The sequence below is a fragment of the Paraburkholderia nodosa DSM 21604 genome (genome assembly GCF_000519185.1).
Classification (GTDB): Bacteria; Pseudomonadota; Gammaproteobacteria; order Burkholderiales; family Burkholderiaceae; genus Paraburkholderia; species Paraburkholderia nodosa.
Genome location: NZ_JAFA01000042.1, coordinates 40779 through 56658 on the forward strand (window position 1 = coordinate 40779; position 15880 = coordinate 56658).

Annotated in this window: 11 protein-coding genes; 3 read left to right on the forward strand and 8 right to left on the reverse strand. The window is 66.5% G+C overall.

Annotation, left to right across the window (positions count from 1 at the left end; all coding sequences use genetic code 11):
• Window positions 1-105: 105 nt before the first annotated feature.
• Window positions 106-333: a sulfurtransferase TusA family protein gene (locus tag A3CW_RS0137045; protein ID WP_028208042.1), complete on the forward strand. Its 228-nt coding sequence runs from the start codon at window positions 106-108 to the stop codon at window positions 331-333.
• Between the two features lie 83 nt (window positions 334-416).
• Here the strand turns inward: A3CW_RS0137045 and galU are convergent, their stop codons facing one another.
• Together galU and A3CW_RS0137055 are read right to left on the reverse strand one after the other, a co-directional pair.
• Complete coding sequence (galU, locus tag A3CW_RS0137050; protein ID WP_028208043.1) at window positions 417-1298, reverse strand: UTP--glucose-1-phosphate uridylyltransferase GalU; 882 nt, start codon at window positions 1296-1298, stop codon at window positions 417-419.
• Window positions 1299-1377: 79 nt separating this feature from the next.
• Window positions 1378-4245 carry a valine--tRNA ligase gene (locus A3CW_RS0137055; protein ID WP_028208044.1) on the reverse strand — a complete coding sequence of 956 codons (2868 nt, stop codon included), beginning with the start codon at window positions 4243-4245 and terminating at the stop codon, window positions 1378-1380.
• A 258-nt stretch (window positions 4246-4503) separates the two neighbouring features.
• Between A3CW_RS0137055 and A3CW_RS0137060 the strand changes: the two genes are divergently transcribed.
• A complete protein-coding gene (locus A3CW_RS0137060) occupies window positions 4504-6885 on the forward strand; it encodes a UvrD-helicase domain-containing protein (RefSeq protein WP_028208045.1) in 2382 nt (793 codons plus the stop codon).
• Between the two features lie 43 nt (window positions 6886-6928).
• Entirely contained in the window at window positions 6929-7747 is an 819-nt protein-coding gene (locus A3CW_RS0137065) for a 5'-methylthioadenosine/adenosylhomocysteine nucleosidase (protein ID WP_051481963.1), read from the forward strand.
• A gap of 13 nt (window positions 7748-7760) precedes the next feature.
• Here the strand turns inward: A3CW_RS0137065 and A3CW_RS0137070 are convergent, their stop codons facing one another.
• The 6 genes from A3CW_RS0137070 to A3CW_RS48835 all read right to left on the reverse strand — a co-directional run bounded on the left by A3CW_RS0137070 (window position 7761) and on the right by A3CW_RS48835 (window position 15751).
• Window positions 7761-9659, reverse strand: a complete 1899-nt coding sequence (locus A3CW_RS0137070; RefSeq protein WP_028208047.1) for a propionate--CoA ligase — start codon at window positions 9657-9659, stop codon at window positions 7761-7763.
• Between the two features lie 211 nt (window positions 9660-9870).
• Window positions 9871-10506, reverse strand: a complete 636-nt coding sequence (locus A3CW_RS48830; protein WP_051481964.1) for a hydrogenase maturation protease — start codon at window positions 10504-10506, stop codon at window positions 9871-9873.
• Window positions 10507-10770: 264 nt separating this feature from the next.
• Window positions 10771-11634 (reverse strand): efflux RND transporter periplasmic adaptor subunit, encoded by an 864-nt coding sequence (locus A3CW_RS0137080; protein ID WP_028208048.1) that lies wholly within the window; start codon window positions 11632-11634, stop codon window positions 10771-10773.
• Window positions 11635-11674: 40 nt separating this feature from the next.
• Window positions 11675-11875, reverse strand: a complete 201-nt coding sequence (locus A3CW_RS0137085) for a DUF1656 domain-containing protein (protein ID WP_028208049.1) — start codon at window positions 11873-11875, stop codon at window positions 11675-11677.
• Window positions 11865-14111, reverse strand: coding sequence for an FUSC family protein (locus tag A3CW_RS0137090; RefSeq protein WP_028208050.1), 2247 nt, complete (start codon window positions 14109-14111; stop codon window positions 11865-11867). The genes A3CW_RS0137085 and A3CW_RS0137090 overlap by 11 nt, the downstream gene beginning before the upstream one ends.
• An 11-nt stretch (window positions 14112-14122) precedes the next feature.
• The gene (locus A3CW_RS48835) at window positions 14123-15751 is read right to left on the reverse strand and encodes an efflux transporter outer membrane subunit (protein WP_051481965.1); all 1629 of its coding nucleotides are present in this window, start codon (window positions 15749-15751) and stop codon (window positions 14123-14125) included.
• Window positions 15752-15880 lie beyond the last annotated feature (129 nt).

Genomic DNA, 15880 nt, shown 5'->3' on the forward strand with positions numbered 1-15880 from the left:
CGGGACGCAAGCGGCGGCTGGCGTAGCTGCGGTAAAATCGACGCTATTGCCAGCGCCGTCTCACGCCGTGACGGTGCGCCACCGAAGGATCCAACCCCGATGCAGATTCAGGTTCACAAGGAAGTGGATGCGCGCGGGCTGAACTGCCCGCTGCCGATCCTGCGCGCCAAGAAGGCGCTCGCCGACATGGAAAGCGGCCAGATCCTCAAGGTCCTCGCGACCGATCCCGGCTCGCAGCGGGATTTCGCCGCCTTCGCCAAGCAAACCGGCAACGAGATCGTGGAAAGCTCGCAACAGGACAAGACGTTCGTGTTCCTGATGCGCCGGCGCTAAGCGCATCGGCAGAAAAAAGGCCCGCATGAGAATGCGGGCCTTTTTCATTTGTGCGGGACCGGGAGGGCTTGGCCGGGGGCGCCTTAGCCTTCCAGCACTGGCTTGCGCGTGCGCAGATATTCGTCGAAATCCGCACCGACTTCCGGGTGACGCAGCGCGAACTCGACCGTCGCCTTCAGGTAGCCGAGCTTGCTGCCGCAGTCGAAGCGCGTGCCGTGGTACTTGTAGGCGAGCACCTGCTCGTCGGCGAGCAGCGACTGGATCGCGTCGGTGAGCTGCAGCTCGCCGCCCGCGCCCGGCTTGATCGACTTCAGATGCTCGAAAATGCGCGGCTTGAGCACGTAGCGGCCGACCACGCCGAGGTTCGACGGTGCGACTTCCGGCGCCGGCTTCTCGACGATGCCCGAGAGCTTGACGATCGAGTCTTCCCACTCCTTGCCGTCGACAATGCCGTACGAGCGCGTTTCCGAGGGCGGGATCTCTTCCACGCCGAGCACCGAGCTATGGTAGTGGTCGAACACCTCGACCATCTGCTGCATGACGGGCGGCGTGCCATAGAGCAGGTCGTCCGCGAGAATCACGGCGAACGGGTTGTCGCCCACGAGCTTTTCCGCGCACAGCACGGCGTGGCCAAGGCCGAGCGCCTCGGGCTGACGCACGTAGAAGCAGTCGACATTGTTCGGCTTGATGTTGCGCACCAGTTCGAGCAGCTTGGCTTTGCCGCGCGCTTCGAGTTCGGCCTCGATCTCATACGACTTGTCGAAATGGTCCTCGATCGCGCGCTTGCTGCGCCCGGTCACGAAGATCATTTCCGTGATGCCCGCAGCCACAGCTTCTTCGACCGCGTACTGGATGAGCGGCTTGTCGACCACGGGCAGCATTTCCTTCGGGCTGGCTTTCGTGGCCGGAAGGAAGCGCGTGCCGAGGCCCGCTACCGGGAATACCGCTTTTGTCACTTTCAGCATGTCTTTTGTCCCTGTCCTGGTGCTCGTGTGACGCCGCGGGTGCGGCGCCACGCGTTACAGCCTTTGGCCGATATGGCGCTCAGGCCGGCAACCGCGTGAGTTGCGCGGTCAGCTTGTCCAGCGTTGCCTGGTATTCTGCCAGTCTTTTCTGCTCCTGCTCAACGACTGCGGGCGGTGCCTTTGCTACAAAACTGTCGTTGCCCAGCTTGGCCTTGCACTTCGTTACCTCATTGCCGAGGCGGGCGATTTCCTTCGACAGGCGTTCGCGTTCGGCGGCTACGTCGATCTCCACCTTCAGCACGAGCTTGTCCGTCCCTACGATAGCAACTGGCGCGCCTGCCGAGGCCGCGTCGAGCGCCGCTTCGTCGGCGATGATCTGGACCTCTGAAAGCTTTGCAAGCGCCTGCGCATAGGGCGCGAACGTCGCGAGCCGCTCGGCGTTGCCCGTGGCGAGCAGCGGCACCTTGGTGGCGGGCGAGAGGCCCATTTCGCCACGCAGGTTGCGGCATGCGTCGATCACGGCCTTCAGGTCGGCGGCCCACTGTTCCGCGGCTTCGTCGATCTTCCTGGCTTCCGCTATCGGGTAACGCTGCACCATGATCGATGCTGCGCCTTCGGCGGCACCCGCGGGGTACGCGTCGGTGAGCGGCGCCACCTTCTGCCACAGCGCTTCGGTGATGAACGGAATCACCGGGTGCGCGAGGCGCAGCACCGTCTCCAGCACGCGCAGCAGCGTGCGGCGCGTGGCGCGCTGCTGCTCGGGCGTACCCGTCTGGATCTGCACCTTCGCCAGTTCCAGATACCAGTCACAGTATTCATCCCAGACGAACTTGTATATGGCGTTGGCCACGTTGTCGAAGCGATAGCCCGCGAAGCCCTTCGCGACTTCGGCTTCCACGCGTTGCAGGAGCGAGACGATCCAGCGGTCGGCCTGGGAGAAGTGCGTGTAGCCGCCCGGCTCGCAATCGCCCGGCGCGCAGGGGCCCGGCTTGCTGAAGCCGCAGTCGTGGCCTTCGCAGTTCATCAGCACGAAGCGCGTGGCGTTCCAGAGCTTGTTGCAGAAGTTGCGATAGCCTTCGCAGCGCGCGAGGTCGAAGTTCACGTTGCGGCCGAGCGTGGCCATGGATGCCATCGTGAAGCGCAGCGCGTCGGTGCCGAACGCGGGAATGCCGTCCGGGAACTCCTTGCGCGTCTTCTTTTCGATGGTCGCGGCCTGCTTGGGATTCATGAGGCCGGTCGTGCGTTTGGCGACCAGCGCTTCGAGGCCGATGCCATCGACGATATCGATCGGGTCGAGCGTGTTGCCCTTGCTCTTCGACATCTTCTGGCCTTCGGCGTCGCGCACGAGGCCGTGCACGTACACCGTGTCGAACGGCACCTTGCCGGTGAAGTGCGTGGTCATCATGACCATGCGCGCCACCCAGAAGAAAATGATGTCGAAACCCGTGACCAGCACGGAAGAGGGCAGGAAGGCCTTCAGTTCAGGCGTCTCTTGCGGCCAGCCGAGCGATGAGAACGGCACGAGCGCCGACGAGAACCACGTGTCGAGCACGTCTTCGTCGCGCTTCAATGCGCCCGTGTAGCCCTTGGCTTCGGCCTGTGCGCGCGCCTCTTCCTCGTTCTTCGCAACGAAGATCTCGCCGTTCTCGCCGTACCACGCCGGGATCTGGTGGCCCCACCAGAGCTGGCGCGAGATGCACCAGTCCTGGATGTTCTCGAGCCACTGGTAGTAGGTCGTGGTCCAGTTTTCCGGCACGAATTTAATCTGGCCGCTGCGCACCACGTCGAGCGAGGTTTCGGTGATCGACTTGCCGGGGTTGAACGTGCCCTCGGGGGCGGGCTTCGTCATTGCCACGAACCACTGGTCCGTGAGCATCGGCTCGATCACCACGCCCGTTCGGTCGCCGCGCGGCACCATCAGCTTGTGCGGCTGCACCGAGTCGAGCAGGCCGAGCGCTTCGAAGTCGGCCACGACCTGCTTGCGCGCCTCGAAGCGGTCGAGGCCGCGGTACTTTTCAGGTGCGTTGTCGTTGACCTTCGCGTCGAGCGTGAGGATCTCGATCATCGGCAGGCCGTGGCGTTGGCCCACCTGGTAGTCGTTGAAGTCGTGCGCGGGCGTGACCTTCACGACGCCCGTGCCGAACTCGCGGTCCACGTATTCGTCGGCGATGATGGGAATCTCGCGCTCCGCGAGCGGAAGCTTCACGGTCTTGCCGATCAGGTGCGCGTAGCGTTCGTCTTCCGGGTGGACCATCACGGCCGTGTCGCCGAGCATGGTTTCCGGGCGCGTGGTCGCGACCGTGAGGTGGCCCGAGCCGTCCGTGAGCGGATAGCGCAGGTGCCACAGGTTGCCGTTTTCCTCTTCGCTCACGACTTCGAGATCCGAGACGGCGGTGCCCAGCACCGGGTCCCAGTTCACGAGGCGCTTGCCGCGGTAGATCAGGCCCTGTTCGTAGAGGCGCACGAACACGTCGCGCACGGCGGCCGACATCTTGTCGTCCATCGTGAAGTACTCGCGCGACCAGTCGATCGAGGCGCCCAGGCGCCGCACCTGGCCCGTGATGGTCGAACCCGATCGCTGCTTCCATTCCCACACGCGCTCGACGAACTTCTCGCGGCCCAGGTCGTGGCGCGAGATCTTCTGCGCGTCGAGCTGGCGCTCGACCACGATCTGCGTGGCGATGCCCGCGTGGTCCGTGCCCGGCACCCACAGCGTGTTGTCGCCGAGCATGCGGTGGTAGCGCGCGAGGCCGTCCATGATCGTCTGGTTGAACGCGTGCCCCATGTGCAGCGTGCCGGTGACGTTGGGCGGCGGCAACTGGATCGAGAAATTGTTGCGGCCGGGCTCGAAGGTCGCGGCGGCGTAGCCGCGACGCTCCCATTCGGGGCCCCAGTGGGCCTCGATCGTCTGGGGCTCGAAGCTTTTCGCTAGCGTGCTGTCGCTCATGGGTGGAATCTGCCGAAAAAAGGATGCGGAAACGTTCGATTATAAGGGGAAGTCCTGTCGGAGCCGACGCGCCAGCCGTGCTGGGGCGACGCGTGGGCCATGGCGCGGGCGTGGTGTGCGGGAGGCGCGCCACGCCCGGGTCGCCCAAGCCGCGGCGTGCGTGCGCACTTATAATGGCGGTCTGCCATTCAACGGCGCGCCTTTGCCGCGCGCCACGTCCCCGGGGCCCCGCCTTGGGGTCACGCTCCTTTTCAGCCCATGCCCGAACTGCTCGCGAACCTGAACCCCGAACAACTCGCCGCCGTCACGTTGCCCAACGAACCGGCGCTCATTCTGGCCGGGGCCGGCAGCGGCAAGACGCGCGTGCTGATCACGCGCATTGCATGGCTGATCCAGCAGGGCATGGCCTCGCCCTCGACCATCCTGGCCGTGACCTTCACGAACAAGGCCGCGCGCGAAATGATGGGGCGCCTCCAGGCGCTCCTGCCCATCGACACGCGCGGCATGTGGATCGGCACGTTCCACGGCCTGTGCAACCGCATGCTGCGCGCGCATTTCCGCGACGCCGGCCTGCCGCAGACCTTCCAGATCCTCGACACCGCAGACCAGCTCTCGGCCATCAAGCGTCTGATGAAGGGTCTGAACGTTGACGACGAGAAGTACCCGCCCAAGAACCTGCAGTACTTCATCAACAACGCGAAGGAGCAGGGCCTGCGTCCGAAAGACGTGGATGTGAGCGACGACTTCAACCGCAAGTTCGTCGAACTCTACGAAGCGTACGACCAGCAGTGCCAGCGCGAAGGCGTGGTCGATTTCGCGGAGCTGCTGTTGCGCTGCTACGAGCTGCTCGCGTACAACCCGCCGCTGCGCGCGCACTACCAGGGGCGCTTTCGCGACATTCTGGTGGACGAGTTCCAGGACACCAACAAGCTCCAGTACGCGTGGCTCAAGCTGCTCGCGGGGCCGGGCAACGCGATCTTCGCGGTGGGCGACGACGACCAGTCGATCTATGCGTTCCGCGGGGCGAACGTCGGCAACATGCGCGACTTCGAGAACGAGTTCCGCGTGAAGCACATGATCAAGCTGGAGCAGAACTATCGTTCGCACGGCCATATTCTCGATGCGGCCAACTACCTGATCGCGCATAACTCGCGGCGTCTGGGCAAGAACCTGCGCACCGATGCGGGCCACGGCGAGCCGGTGCGCGTGTACGAAGCGGCCACCGACTCGCAGGAAGCCGGCTGGATCGTCGAGGAAATTCGCGCGCTGATCAACCAGGGGCTGGCGCGCAACGAGATCGCCATCCTTTATCGCAGCAACGCGCAGTCGCGCACGATCGAGCACACGCTCGTGAATGCGGGCGTGCCGTACAAGGTGTATGGCGGCTTGCGCTTCTTCGAGCGTCAGGAGGTCAAGCATGCGCTCGCGTATCTGCGTCTCATCGACAATCCGAACGACGACACGGCGTTCGCGCGTGTCGTGAATTTCCCCACGCGCGGCATTGGCGCGCGCTCGATCGAGCAGCTGGCGGATGCCGCGCGCCTCTACAATTGCTCGATGGCTGCGGCCATCCCGTACGTCACGGGCAAGGCGGGCTCGAGCCTCGGTTCGTTCGCCAATCTGGTCGCGAAGATGCGTGCCGAGACCGCCCAGATGAGCCTGCCGGAAACCGTCGAATACACAGTGCGCATGAGCGGTCTCGCCGAGTTCTACCAGAACGAGCGTGAAGGTCAGGACCGCCTCGAGAACTTGCAGGAACTCGTGACCGCGGCCACGGCGTTCGTGAGCGAAGAAGGCTACGGCCTCGACACGCCCGCGCGCTCGATTCCGCTGCGCCCGGGCGCGAGCGCGGTGCCCGAGATCGTCTCGCAAGACGGCGAGATCGAAGTGCTCGACGCGCCCACGATCACCGACCCCGCGCAGAACCCCGACGTCATGACGCCTCTCGCGGGCTTCCTCTCGCATGCGTCGCTCGAAGCCGGCGACAACCAGGCGCAGGCAGGCCAGGACGCCGTGCAACTGATGACGGTGCACGCGGCGAAGGGCCTCGAATTCACGGCGGTCTTCATGACCGGTCTCGAAGAGGGCTTGTTCCCGCACGAGAACAGCGCGATGGAAGCCGACGGCCTCGAAGAAGAGCGCCGCCTGATGTACGTGGCGATCACGCGTGCGAAAGAGCGGCTCTATATCTCGTTCGCGCAGAGCCGCTTGCTGCACGGCCAGACGCGCTACAACGTGCGCTCGCGCTTTTTCGACGAACTGCCGCAGGAGTCGCTCAAATGGCTCACGCCCAAGGTCGAGGCGGGCGCGCGCTGGGGCGGACGTTCCGACAACGCGGGCTGGGGCCGCGACTGGTTCTCGCGTCCGGGCGGCGGCAGTGGCGGCAGCAGCGAAGGCGGCCGTCGCGAACGCGACGCCTATATCGCGGACAAGAGCCCGGCGCCTGCGTTCGCCAACGAGCAGCGCGCCGCCGAGACGGGCTTCCGGGTGGGCCAGGGCGTGTTCCACACGAAGTTCGGCGAAGGCACGATCACGGCGCTCGAAGGCAGCGGCACCGACGCCAAGGCGCAGGTGCGCTTCAAACGTCACGGCGAGAAGTGGCTTGCGCTGGCGGTGGCCAAGCTGCAGCCGGTGGAGTGAGCGCGCGTCAGCCTCAAACGACTCAGACGGAAATCATTCGAAGATGAACCTCTCGATCCAGGCGGGCGGCACGACCGCCCGCCCGCTCGGCGTGCTCGCCGCGCTGCCCCAGGAACTCGGCGATCTGATCGCGGCCATGCAGGCCGAATCGGGTGTCGTGACGCGCACGTTCGGCCGGCGTGACTATCACCTCGGTACCGTGCACGGCGCGCCGTGCGTGGTGACGCTCGCGCGTGTCGGCAAGGTGGCCGCCGCCGCCACCGCGAGCGCGCTGATTCACGCGTTCGATGTGGAAGCGATCGTCTTTACGGGCGTTGCCGGCGGCGTGGGTTCGGGCGTCCACGTGGGCGACGTGGTGGTGGGCGAAACGCTGCTCCAGCACGACATGAACGCCGAGCCGCTGTTCCCGCGCCACGAGATCCCGCTGCTCGCGCGCTCGCGCTTCGATGCCGATCATGTGCTGGCGCAGGCGCTCGCCGCCGCGTGCGAGCGTTTCATCGCGGAGGAGGGGCCGGAATTGACCGCGCGCTTCAAGGCCGCGCTGCCGCGCCTCGAGACCGCGTTGCCGCAGGTGCATCGCGGGCTCGTGATCAGCGGCGACCAGTTCGTGGCGAGCGCGGCGGCCGTGGGCGCGCTGCGCGCGCTGCTGCCCGATGCGCTCGCCGTCGAGATGGAAGGCGCCGCGATCGCCCAGGTCTGCCACGAGTACGACGTGCCGTGCGCGATCGTGCGCACGATCTCCGACACCGCCGACGAGCACGCGAGCACCTCGTTCTCGAGCTTCCTCACCGATATCGCGGGCACGTACTCGACGGGCATCCTCAAGCGCTTTCTGGCCGGCTACCGCCCGCTCGCGCGCTGAGCGGGCGCAGGCGTCAGCTGTCGCCTGCGCTCATCGCCTCGCGAATCGACTGCAGCGCCGAGGCATCCTCGATGGTCGGCAGATCGCCCGGGTCGCGCCCTTCGGCGAGCGCCGCAATCGCGCGGCGCAATAGCTTGCCGGAGCGCGTCTTGGGCAGCATCGGCACGAAGTGCACGCGCGCGGGCCGGCCGATCGCGCCGAGCTGGCGGTCCACCGTCGCGGTGAGCGAAGCCGCGAGCTTCTGTGCATCGGCGGGACTGGCGGCGGCATTCGCGTCGCGCAGCACGACGAACGCCAGCGCCGCCTGACCCTTCACCGCGTCGTTCACGCCCACCACGGCCACTTCCGCGACCGCCGCGTGCGACGAGATCGCCTCTTCGATCTCGCGCGTGCCGAGACGATGGCCCGCCACGTTGATCACGTCGTCGGTGCGCCCGAGGATCGTCACGTAGCCGTCGCTGTCCTGCACGCCCCAGTCGAAAGTCGAATACACCTGCTGGCCGGGCACGCTTTCCCAGTACGTTTTCACGAAGCGCGCGTCGTCGCCCCACACGGTCTGCATGCAGCCGGGCGGCAACGGGTAGCTAAGCGTGATCACGCCTTTCTCGCCTTGCGCGCAGGGCTCGCCCGTATGTTCGTTGCGCAGCACGAGGTCGTAGCCGTAGCAGGGCACCCCCGGCGAGCCGAGCTTTTGCGGCAGCGGATCGACGCCGCGCTGGATGGCCAGCATCGGCCAGCCGGTCTCGGTCTGCCAGTAGTTGTCGACGACGGGTTTGCCGAGTGCATCGGAGATCCATTCGGCCGTGGGCTCGTCGAGCGGTTCGCCCGCGAGAAAGAGCGTGCGCAGGCTCGACAGATCGGCGCAGTGCAGCAGCGCCGGGTCCTGCTTCTTGAGCACGCGAATGGCCGTCGGCGCCGTGAACATCAGGTTGATGCGGTGCTGCTCGACGAGGCGCCACCAGATGCCGCCGTCGGGGCGCACCGGCGTGCCTTCGTACATCACCGTGGTCATGCCCGCGAGCAGCGGCGCATAGATGATGTAGCTGTGACCCACCACCCAGCCGATGTCCGACGCCGTGAACATGGTGTCGCCGGCGCGTCCTTCGAAGATGTATTCCATCGATGCCGCGAGCGCGACCGCATAGCCGCCCACGTCGCGTTGCACGCCCTTGGGTTTGCCCGTCGTGCCCGAGGTGTAGAGAATGTACGAAGGCTCGTTCGATTCGAGCCACTCGCAGGAAATCTGCACGTCGTAGTGCTGCGCGCGCAGCGGCTCGTAGTCGACGAGATACGGCGCGTTCAGCCGCTCGGGCGCGAGCTGGCGGTCGATCAGCAGCACCTTGGGCGGCGCGTATTCGGCGCGCGCCATGGCTTCGTCCACGAGCGGCGTGTAGTCGATCACCTTGCCGCCACGTGCGCCGGCGTCGGCGGTCACGAGCAGCACGGGCTTCGCGTCGTCGATGCGCGCCGCGAGGCTCGGTGCGGCGAATCCGCCGAACACCACCGAATGGATTGCGCCGAGGCGCGCGCAGGCGAGCATGGCGAATACGGCCTCGGGAATCATCGGCAGGTAGATCAGCACGCGCTCGCCGCGCGCGACGCCGAGCGAGCGCATCACGGCGGCCATGCGGTTCACTTCGGCGTGCAGGTCGGCGTAGGTGTAGCGCCGCTCGATGCCGGTCTCGGTCGAGACATAGACGAGCGCGTTCTGGTGCGCGCGCGACGGGAGGTGACGGTCCACGGCGTTGAAGCACAGGTTCGTGCGGCCGCCGCAGAACCAGCGCGCGAACGGCGGGTTCGAGCGGTCGAGTACCTGGTCGAACGGCGTCTCCCAATGGATGCGCCCGGCCTCGCGGCGCCAGAAGTCGTCGGGGTTCGCGACCGACTCGCGGTGAAAATCGCGGTAACGCATGACTACCTTCCTCCCGTGCTGATGGTGCAGGCGGCCGCCGCAACCGGCCTATGCCGCTGGCCGGATCTGGCGCAGTTTTTCAGGATAGTGCAGTGCAATGCGCGCGGGCAACGCGGGTTCTCCCGCGGGTTGTCCCGCAGATTTCTGGGTAGCGGCGCATGCGGCGCGCCCGCCGGGCTCGTGCAAAGCCCGCACAACCCGTGCGCGGCGCTCAGCCGCCGATTTCGGGATGCTCGAGACGCGGCAGCGGTGCGACGCGCCAGCGGCGCAGCCACAGCCGTGCGGCATCGACAGTCGCATCGAGTTGCGCGCGCACCGTGCTCGACAAGCCCGCGCCGTAACAGTCGCTGCCTTGCGGCTGCACGCCGATCAGCACGATCTCGCGCGGCGAGCGGCCGCTCAACTGCGCGCAGGCGAGCGCGGCGGCGAAGCCCATGCCGGGCCGGCTCGGACGGCGCCTGTAGAGGTGTTCGGCCGCCGCATCGCCGGTGAGGACGCGCAGCGCGCCCGGCTCGAGCCCGAAATCGATTGCGGTGAGCACGATCAAACGCTGCGTGGATTCGACGATGGGCAGCAGCGCACTGCCGCGCGTGCCGCCTTCCACGAGTTCGACCTGCGCGGGGCATTGCCAGGTCGCCTTCAGCCGCTCGAGCGCGAGCACGCCCACGCCGGCGTCGCCCCATTGAACATTGCCTAGGGCGAGCACGACCACCCGTTGCGGCGCGTGGGCCTGGCGCTTCGCGAACCCGGTCAGTGCGCGGCGCGCGAAGGCGCGCACCGCGCCGTCGTCGCGCGTTGTCCGCGGTATGGCGCCGATTTCGTGAAGTCGATGAAGGCGAAGGATCACGTTGATGGCTGGTTGGGAGAGTGGGGAATAGGAATAATCCGAGTAATTCGGCAAATTTCCGTTGATATGGATCAATCGAGATAGGCTTTAACGTGATAAAGACAATGTTTTGCAATGCTCATCGATTCGCTGTCGGCGCACTGTGCGGCAATCGCTAACACTCCGTGTGCGCAGAGCAACAAAAAAGGGAACGTCAAACTGGCGTTCCCTTTTTGCGTGCGCTTTTGCGTAGCCCGGCTGGCGGTACGCGCTGTCACTGCTCCATCACGTGCCCGGTTTGACGACCACCGTGCAGGTCGTGCCCGCGGCGAGGACCATGTCGTCCGGCACCTTGTCGATGTGGATGCGCACCGGCACGCGCTGCGCGAGGCGCACCCAGTTGAAGGTCGGGTTCACGTCGGCGAGCAGCTCGCGGCTTTGCGGATTGTCGCGGTCGTAAATGCCGCGCGAGATGCTCTCGACGTGGCCCTCCAGCGTGCCGCCGCTCATCAGCTTGATGTCGGCCTTGTTGCCCACCTTCACGTGCGGCAGCTTGGTTTCCTCGAAGTAGCCGTAGACCCAGAACGAATGGCTGTCCACCACGGCAAGCTTGGCCTGGCCCGAGATCGCGTAGTCGCCCTGGAACACCTGCAGGTTCGTGATGTAGCCGTCCACCGGCGAGACCACGCGGGTACGTTCGAGATTGAGCTTTGCGGCGTCGAGCGCGGCGATTGCCTGCTGGTACTGCGCCTGTGCCGAGTTCGCCGTATGCGAGGCGTTTTCGCGGTTTTCGGCCGAGACGACTTCGCTGTCCATGTCGGCGCGGCGGCGCGCGTCGTCCTGGCGCATCGTCAGCTCGGCCTTGCGCGCGGCCACGGCGGCCTCGGCCTGCTCCACGGCGATCTGATAGTGCGACGGATCGATCTGCATGAGCAGGTCGCCCTTGTGCACGAACTGGTTGTCCTTCACGGGCAGCTCGACCACGGCGCCCGAGACGTCGGGGGCGATGTTCACCACTTCGGCGCGCACGCGGCCGTCGCGGGTCCACGGCTCGTCCATGTAGTGAACCCACAGGACGCGCCCGACCAGAATGGCGACGACGAAGATGATGGCCGTCGCGATAAAGCCAATGAGGTTGCGGATTGTCATGATTCGGTTGATTCGTTCAGCGATGCATTCAGTGACGCATTTAGTGATAGACCGCGAGACCGAGCACGCAGCACACGACCACGAGCAGGCTCACGCGAAAGAGGGACGGGTGCCACACGACCCGGTAGAGGCCGGTTCGGGCCAGTACGGAATCGAGCACCCAGGTGATCGCCGCGCCCAGAATGAAGAGCAGCACGATCGCCGGGATATAGGCGTCGAGAAACGCGACGTCACGAGGCATGGTTGGCTCCTTGGCTCACGCCAGGGTTCGCGCTTTCGTTGCCCGCATACGCCGCGAGCGGCGATTGCGGATCGATCAGCGCGGTGCGGATGAAATGCAGATGGCTCTGGATGCGCTGCAACTGGTGGCGCTCTTCGCGCGGCGGCGCGTCGCCACGCTCGGTGGCGCTCGTCGCTTCAGGCTTCCACATGCCTTGCAGCACGGCCTGGCTTGCGTCGATGGCGCGCACCGTTGCCGCAAGCGCGTCGCGGTAGCGCGCCTCGCTCGGGCGATCGAAGAGTGCGCTCACGGACTTGAGCGTCGCGTCGATCGCCACGCGCCATGCGGTTCCCCGCGCGTATTGCGGATGCGTGGGCAAGGTGGAGAGTTCGTGGCGCAGATCGAGCGCGGCGTTGCCCACTTCGAGCGTCGAGAAGAGCCAGCGCAGCGTGTCGCGGCGTTGCGCGTCGTCGTTGCCGGCGATCGCCGAGAGCTGAAACATCAGGTCGCGCGCGCCGCTCTCGAAGCGGTTGCGCAGTCCCTTCAGGCGCGCGCGGCAAGCATGCACGGCGCCGCCGCGCAGGTCGGCGAGCAGACGCCGGCGCAGCCACGGCGTGGAAGGCGGCAGGAACACGGCGAACGCCAGTGCCGAGACCGCCATCGACGCGATGAGTGCGAGCGCGTCGTTCATATAGCTGCTCGGGTTGTACTGCACGAGGTTGTCCGGCCCCGCGAGAAAGCACAGGAAAATGCAGTAGCCCACGCCGTAGCCCGCGTACTTCGGGCGCGTCGTGAGGAACACGCCGAACCCGAGCGCAGGGGCGAGCGCGACGCACAGCATGACGAAACCGTCGATATGCGGAAACACGCCGAATGTGAGAATCATGCCGACGACCGAGGCGAGCACGGTGCCGAGCGCCATCTGCGTCGCCATGCGCGAGGGCTGCGGCGCGGACGAGGCGAGCGCGCAGGTCGCGGCGGCATTGAGCACGAGGTTCGTGCCGCTCGGCCACGCGGTGGCGATCCAGAACGCGCCGAGCAGCGTCATCACGATGGCGGCGCGCAGGCCCGCCACGCCCGCCGCGATCAGGTTCGTCTTCGGCACGTAGCGCGCGATCCATTTTTCGCGCGAGTGCGTATCGACGGCGAGCGACGCGTAGGTGGCCGTGTACTCGGTCATCTCGTGCACGAAGCGGTAGAACAGTTCCGTGGCGGTGTCGAAGTCGAGCAGGCGCGCATCGCCTTGTGCTTCGAGCCCGGCGCGCGTGGCGCGCACGCGCTTCGGCAGCGCCGAGCGGTAGTCGTCGAGCTGCTTCGAGACATGCGTCGCGTCGGCAGCCGTGAGCACCGGCTCGCCCGCTTTGGCGAACAGCGGCGCGATCTCGCGGAAGTACGGTTCGAGCGCAGCGACGGTGGCCGGGGAGCCATCCGCGCGCAGACGGTTCATCAACTGATGCAGCGCGTGAAAGCGCGTGGAGACCGTCATGAACTCGGTGTTCAGGCGCGCGAGACGGCCCGAGCGCATCCGCGCGTCGGGCGACTCGAACACGGCCATGCTGCGGCTCGCTTCGAGACCCACGACGTCGGCGACGAAGCGCGCATTGCTCGCTTCGATGTGCGAACGATCGATACGCCCGGCAAGCGCCGCCGAAACGTAATCGACGAACGACGAGAAACGGCGCCGCACGCTCGAGCGCAGCAGCTCGCCCGTAAACTGCGGAAACACCACCGCGCTGACGAAGCCCGAGCAAAGGATGCCGATCGAGATCTCGCCCACGCGCGTCATCGCCGACATGAACGCGCCGTCGGGATGCTGCGAGGCCGGAATGCCGATCAGCGCCGCCGTATAGCCCGCAAGCACGAAGCCGTACGAGCGGAAGTTGCGGTTGCGCGCGGCGCCCGCGGTGCACAGGCCGACCCACAGCGCCGTCGAGACGATGAAGAGCTCCGGCTGCTGCGCGAAGAGGCCGATCAGCGCGAGCATCACGACGAGGCCCACGAGCGTGCCGCACAGCCGGTAGAAGCTCTTTGCGAACACGGGACCGCTTTGCGGCTGCATCACGATGAACACGGTGGTCATGGCCGTGCGCGGCTGCGGCAGATCGAGCTTCATGGCGATGCCGAGCGCGAGCAGCGCAGCGGCAATCGCCTTGAAGAGATAGATCCAGACGAGGCCGTCGGTACGCGCCCAGTCGGCGAGCGCGGCGTAGAGGCTTTGGCCGCCCGGCTGCGAGGGTGAGGAGGTGGACGCTTGCATTGTCGGCTGCCTCAGTGCGCCGCGCCGGTTGCGCCGGCGTTGCCGGACGCGCTCGCATCGGCGGCGTCGGGTCCGGACGAAGCGTGCGAGCCGCGCGGCGCGAGCAGCGCCGCGGGCATGAGCGGCACGTCGCGCGTCTTCTTGCCGTGCGCCGGGAGTTGCTCGGCTTCGGTCGGGCCTTTCGCTGCGGCATCGCTCGAGGCGTCGATCATGCCGCCGCCGAGCGCCGCGACGAGCGTGGCGTGTGCGGCCAGCCGGTCGGCCTGGATGTGCGCGACGCCTTCCTGCGCGCGCAGCAACTGCGTTTGCGCAATCAGCACGTTCACATAGTCGGTCAGGCCGCGGCGGAAGCCTTCCTGCGCGAGATCGTAATTGCGCTGCGCGGCGGCGACCGAGCGGTGCGCGTCGTCTTCCTGGGTCGCGAGCGAGCGCATCCGCACCACTTGATCGGCGATTTCCTTGAGCGCGGTGACGATCGTCTGGTTGTACTGATCGACAGCGATGTCGTACGCGGCGGACTGCGCGCCGAGCTGCGCGCGCAGGCGTCCGCCGTCGAAAATCGGCAGCGAGAACGCGGGGCCGCCCGCATAGCTGCCGCTCATCGACTTGAGGAACTGGAACAGCGGGCCGGCCGCCGCGTAGCCGCCCATCGAGACGAGCAGGTTCACGTTCGGATAGAAGTCGGCCTTCGCGACGTCGATGCCGCGCGCCTGCGCGGCGACGAGCCAGCGCGCCGCGACCACGTCGGGGCGATAGCCGATCAACTGGGCGGGCAATGCCGAGGGCAGGCCCGCGGGCGCGGCGAGCGAGAGCGCAGGGCGCTCGATCGACTCACCGGCGCCCGGGCCCTTGCCCGCGAGCGCCGCGAGCTGGTTCTTGCCGAGCGCGATGGATTCTTCGAGCGCGTCGATCTGGCGTTCGTACTCGGGCAGCGGCGTTTGCGCCTGGCTCACTTCGAGCTGGGTGCCGATGCCGCCCGCCAGGCGCTTTTGCGCGAGCGCGAGAATGCGCTGCTGCTGGCCGAGCGTTTGCTTCGCAATGTCGAGCAATGCGTAGTTCATCGACATCTCGATGTAGGTGCGCGTGACATTGACTTCGAGTTCGAGCTGCGCCGCGCGCGCATCGGCGGCGCTGGCGTGGGCCACGTCGAGCGCGCGCTCGGCGTTGTTCTTGTCCTGGCCCCAGAGGTCGAGGTGATACGACAGGCCGAGCGTAGCCGTGTTGTTCCAGGTGTTTGCGCCCGCGAGCGGTCCCGGCCCGTAGTAGACGTTGTCGGACCATTGCTGGCGCTGGATGGACATGCTGCCGTTGATTTGCGGCAGGAGCCCGGCCTGGGCCACGCCCACCATCGAGCGCGCTTCGCGCACGCGCGCCTGGGCGGCGGCAAGCGAGGGGTTGCCGGCCACGGAGGCTTCGATCCAGGCGTTCAGTTGAGGGTCGTTATAGCCGCGCCACCAGTCGCTGGCGGGCCAGCCGGCGTCGGTATTGGCCGCGCGGATCGCCGAGCCGGCGTCGAGTTGCCCGGCTTCGGCCTGTTTCGCTTGCGGTGCGATGCCCCCGGTACTGGCGCAGCCCGCGATTATCAACGAGAACGTAAGAACCGTGAGTGCGGCTAGTCCTTTCGGTACCGGAGACTGCACGATTTACTCCTTATCTTGGCTATGAATCACTGTGCGTCATTATATTTTTTGCGCGATTGATGAATAACCGGTAAGGATGCAAGGCATTTTTACGAAACGTGAGACAATCGATCTTGCGAAATATGAAAC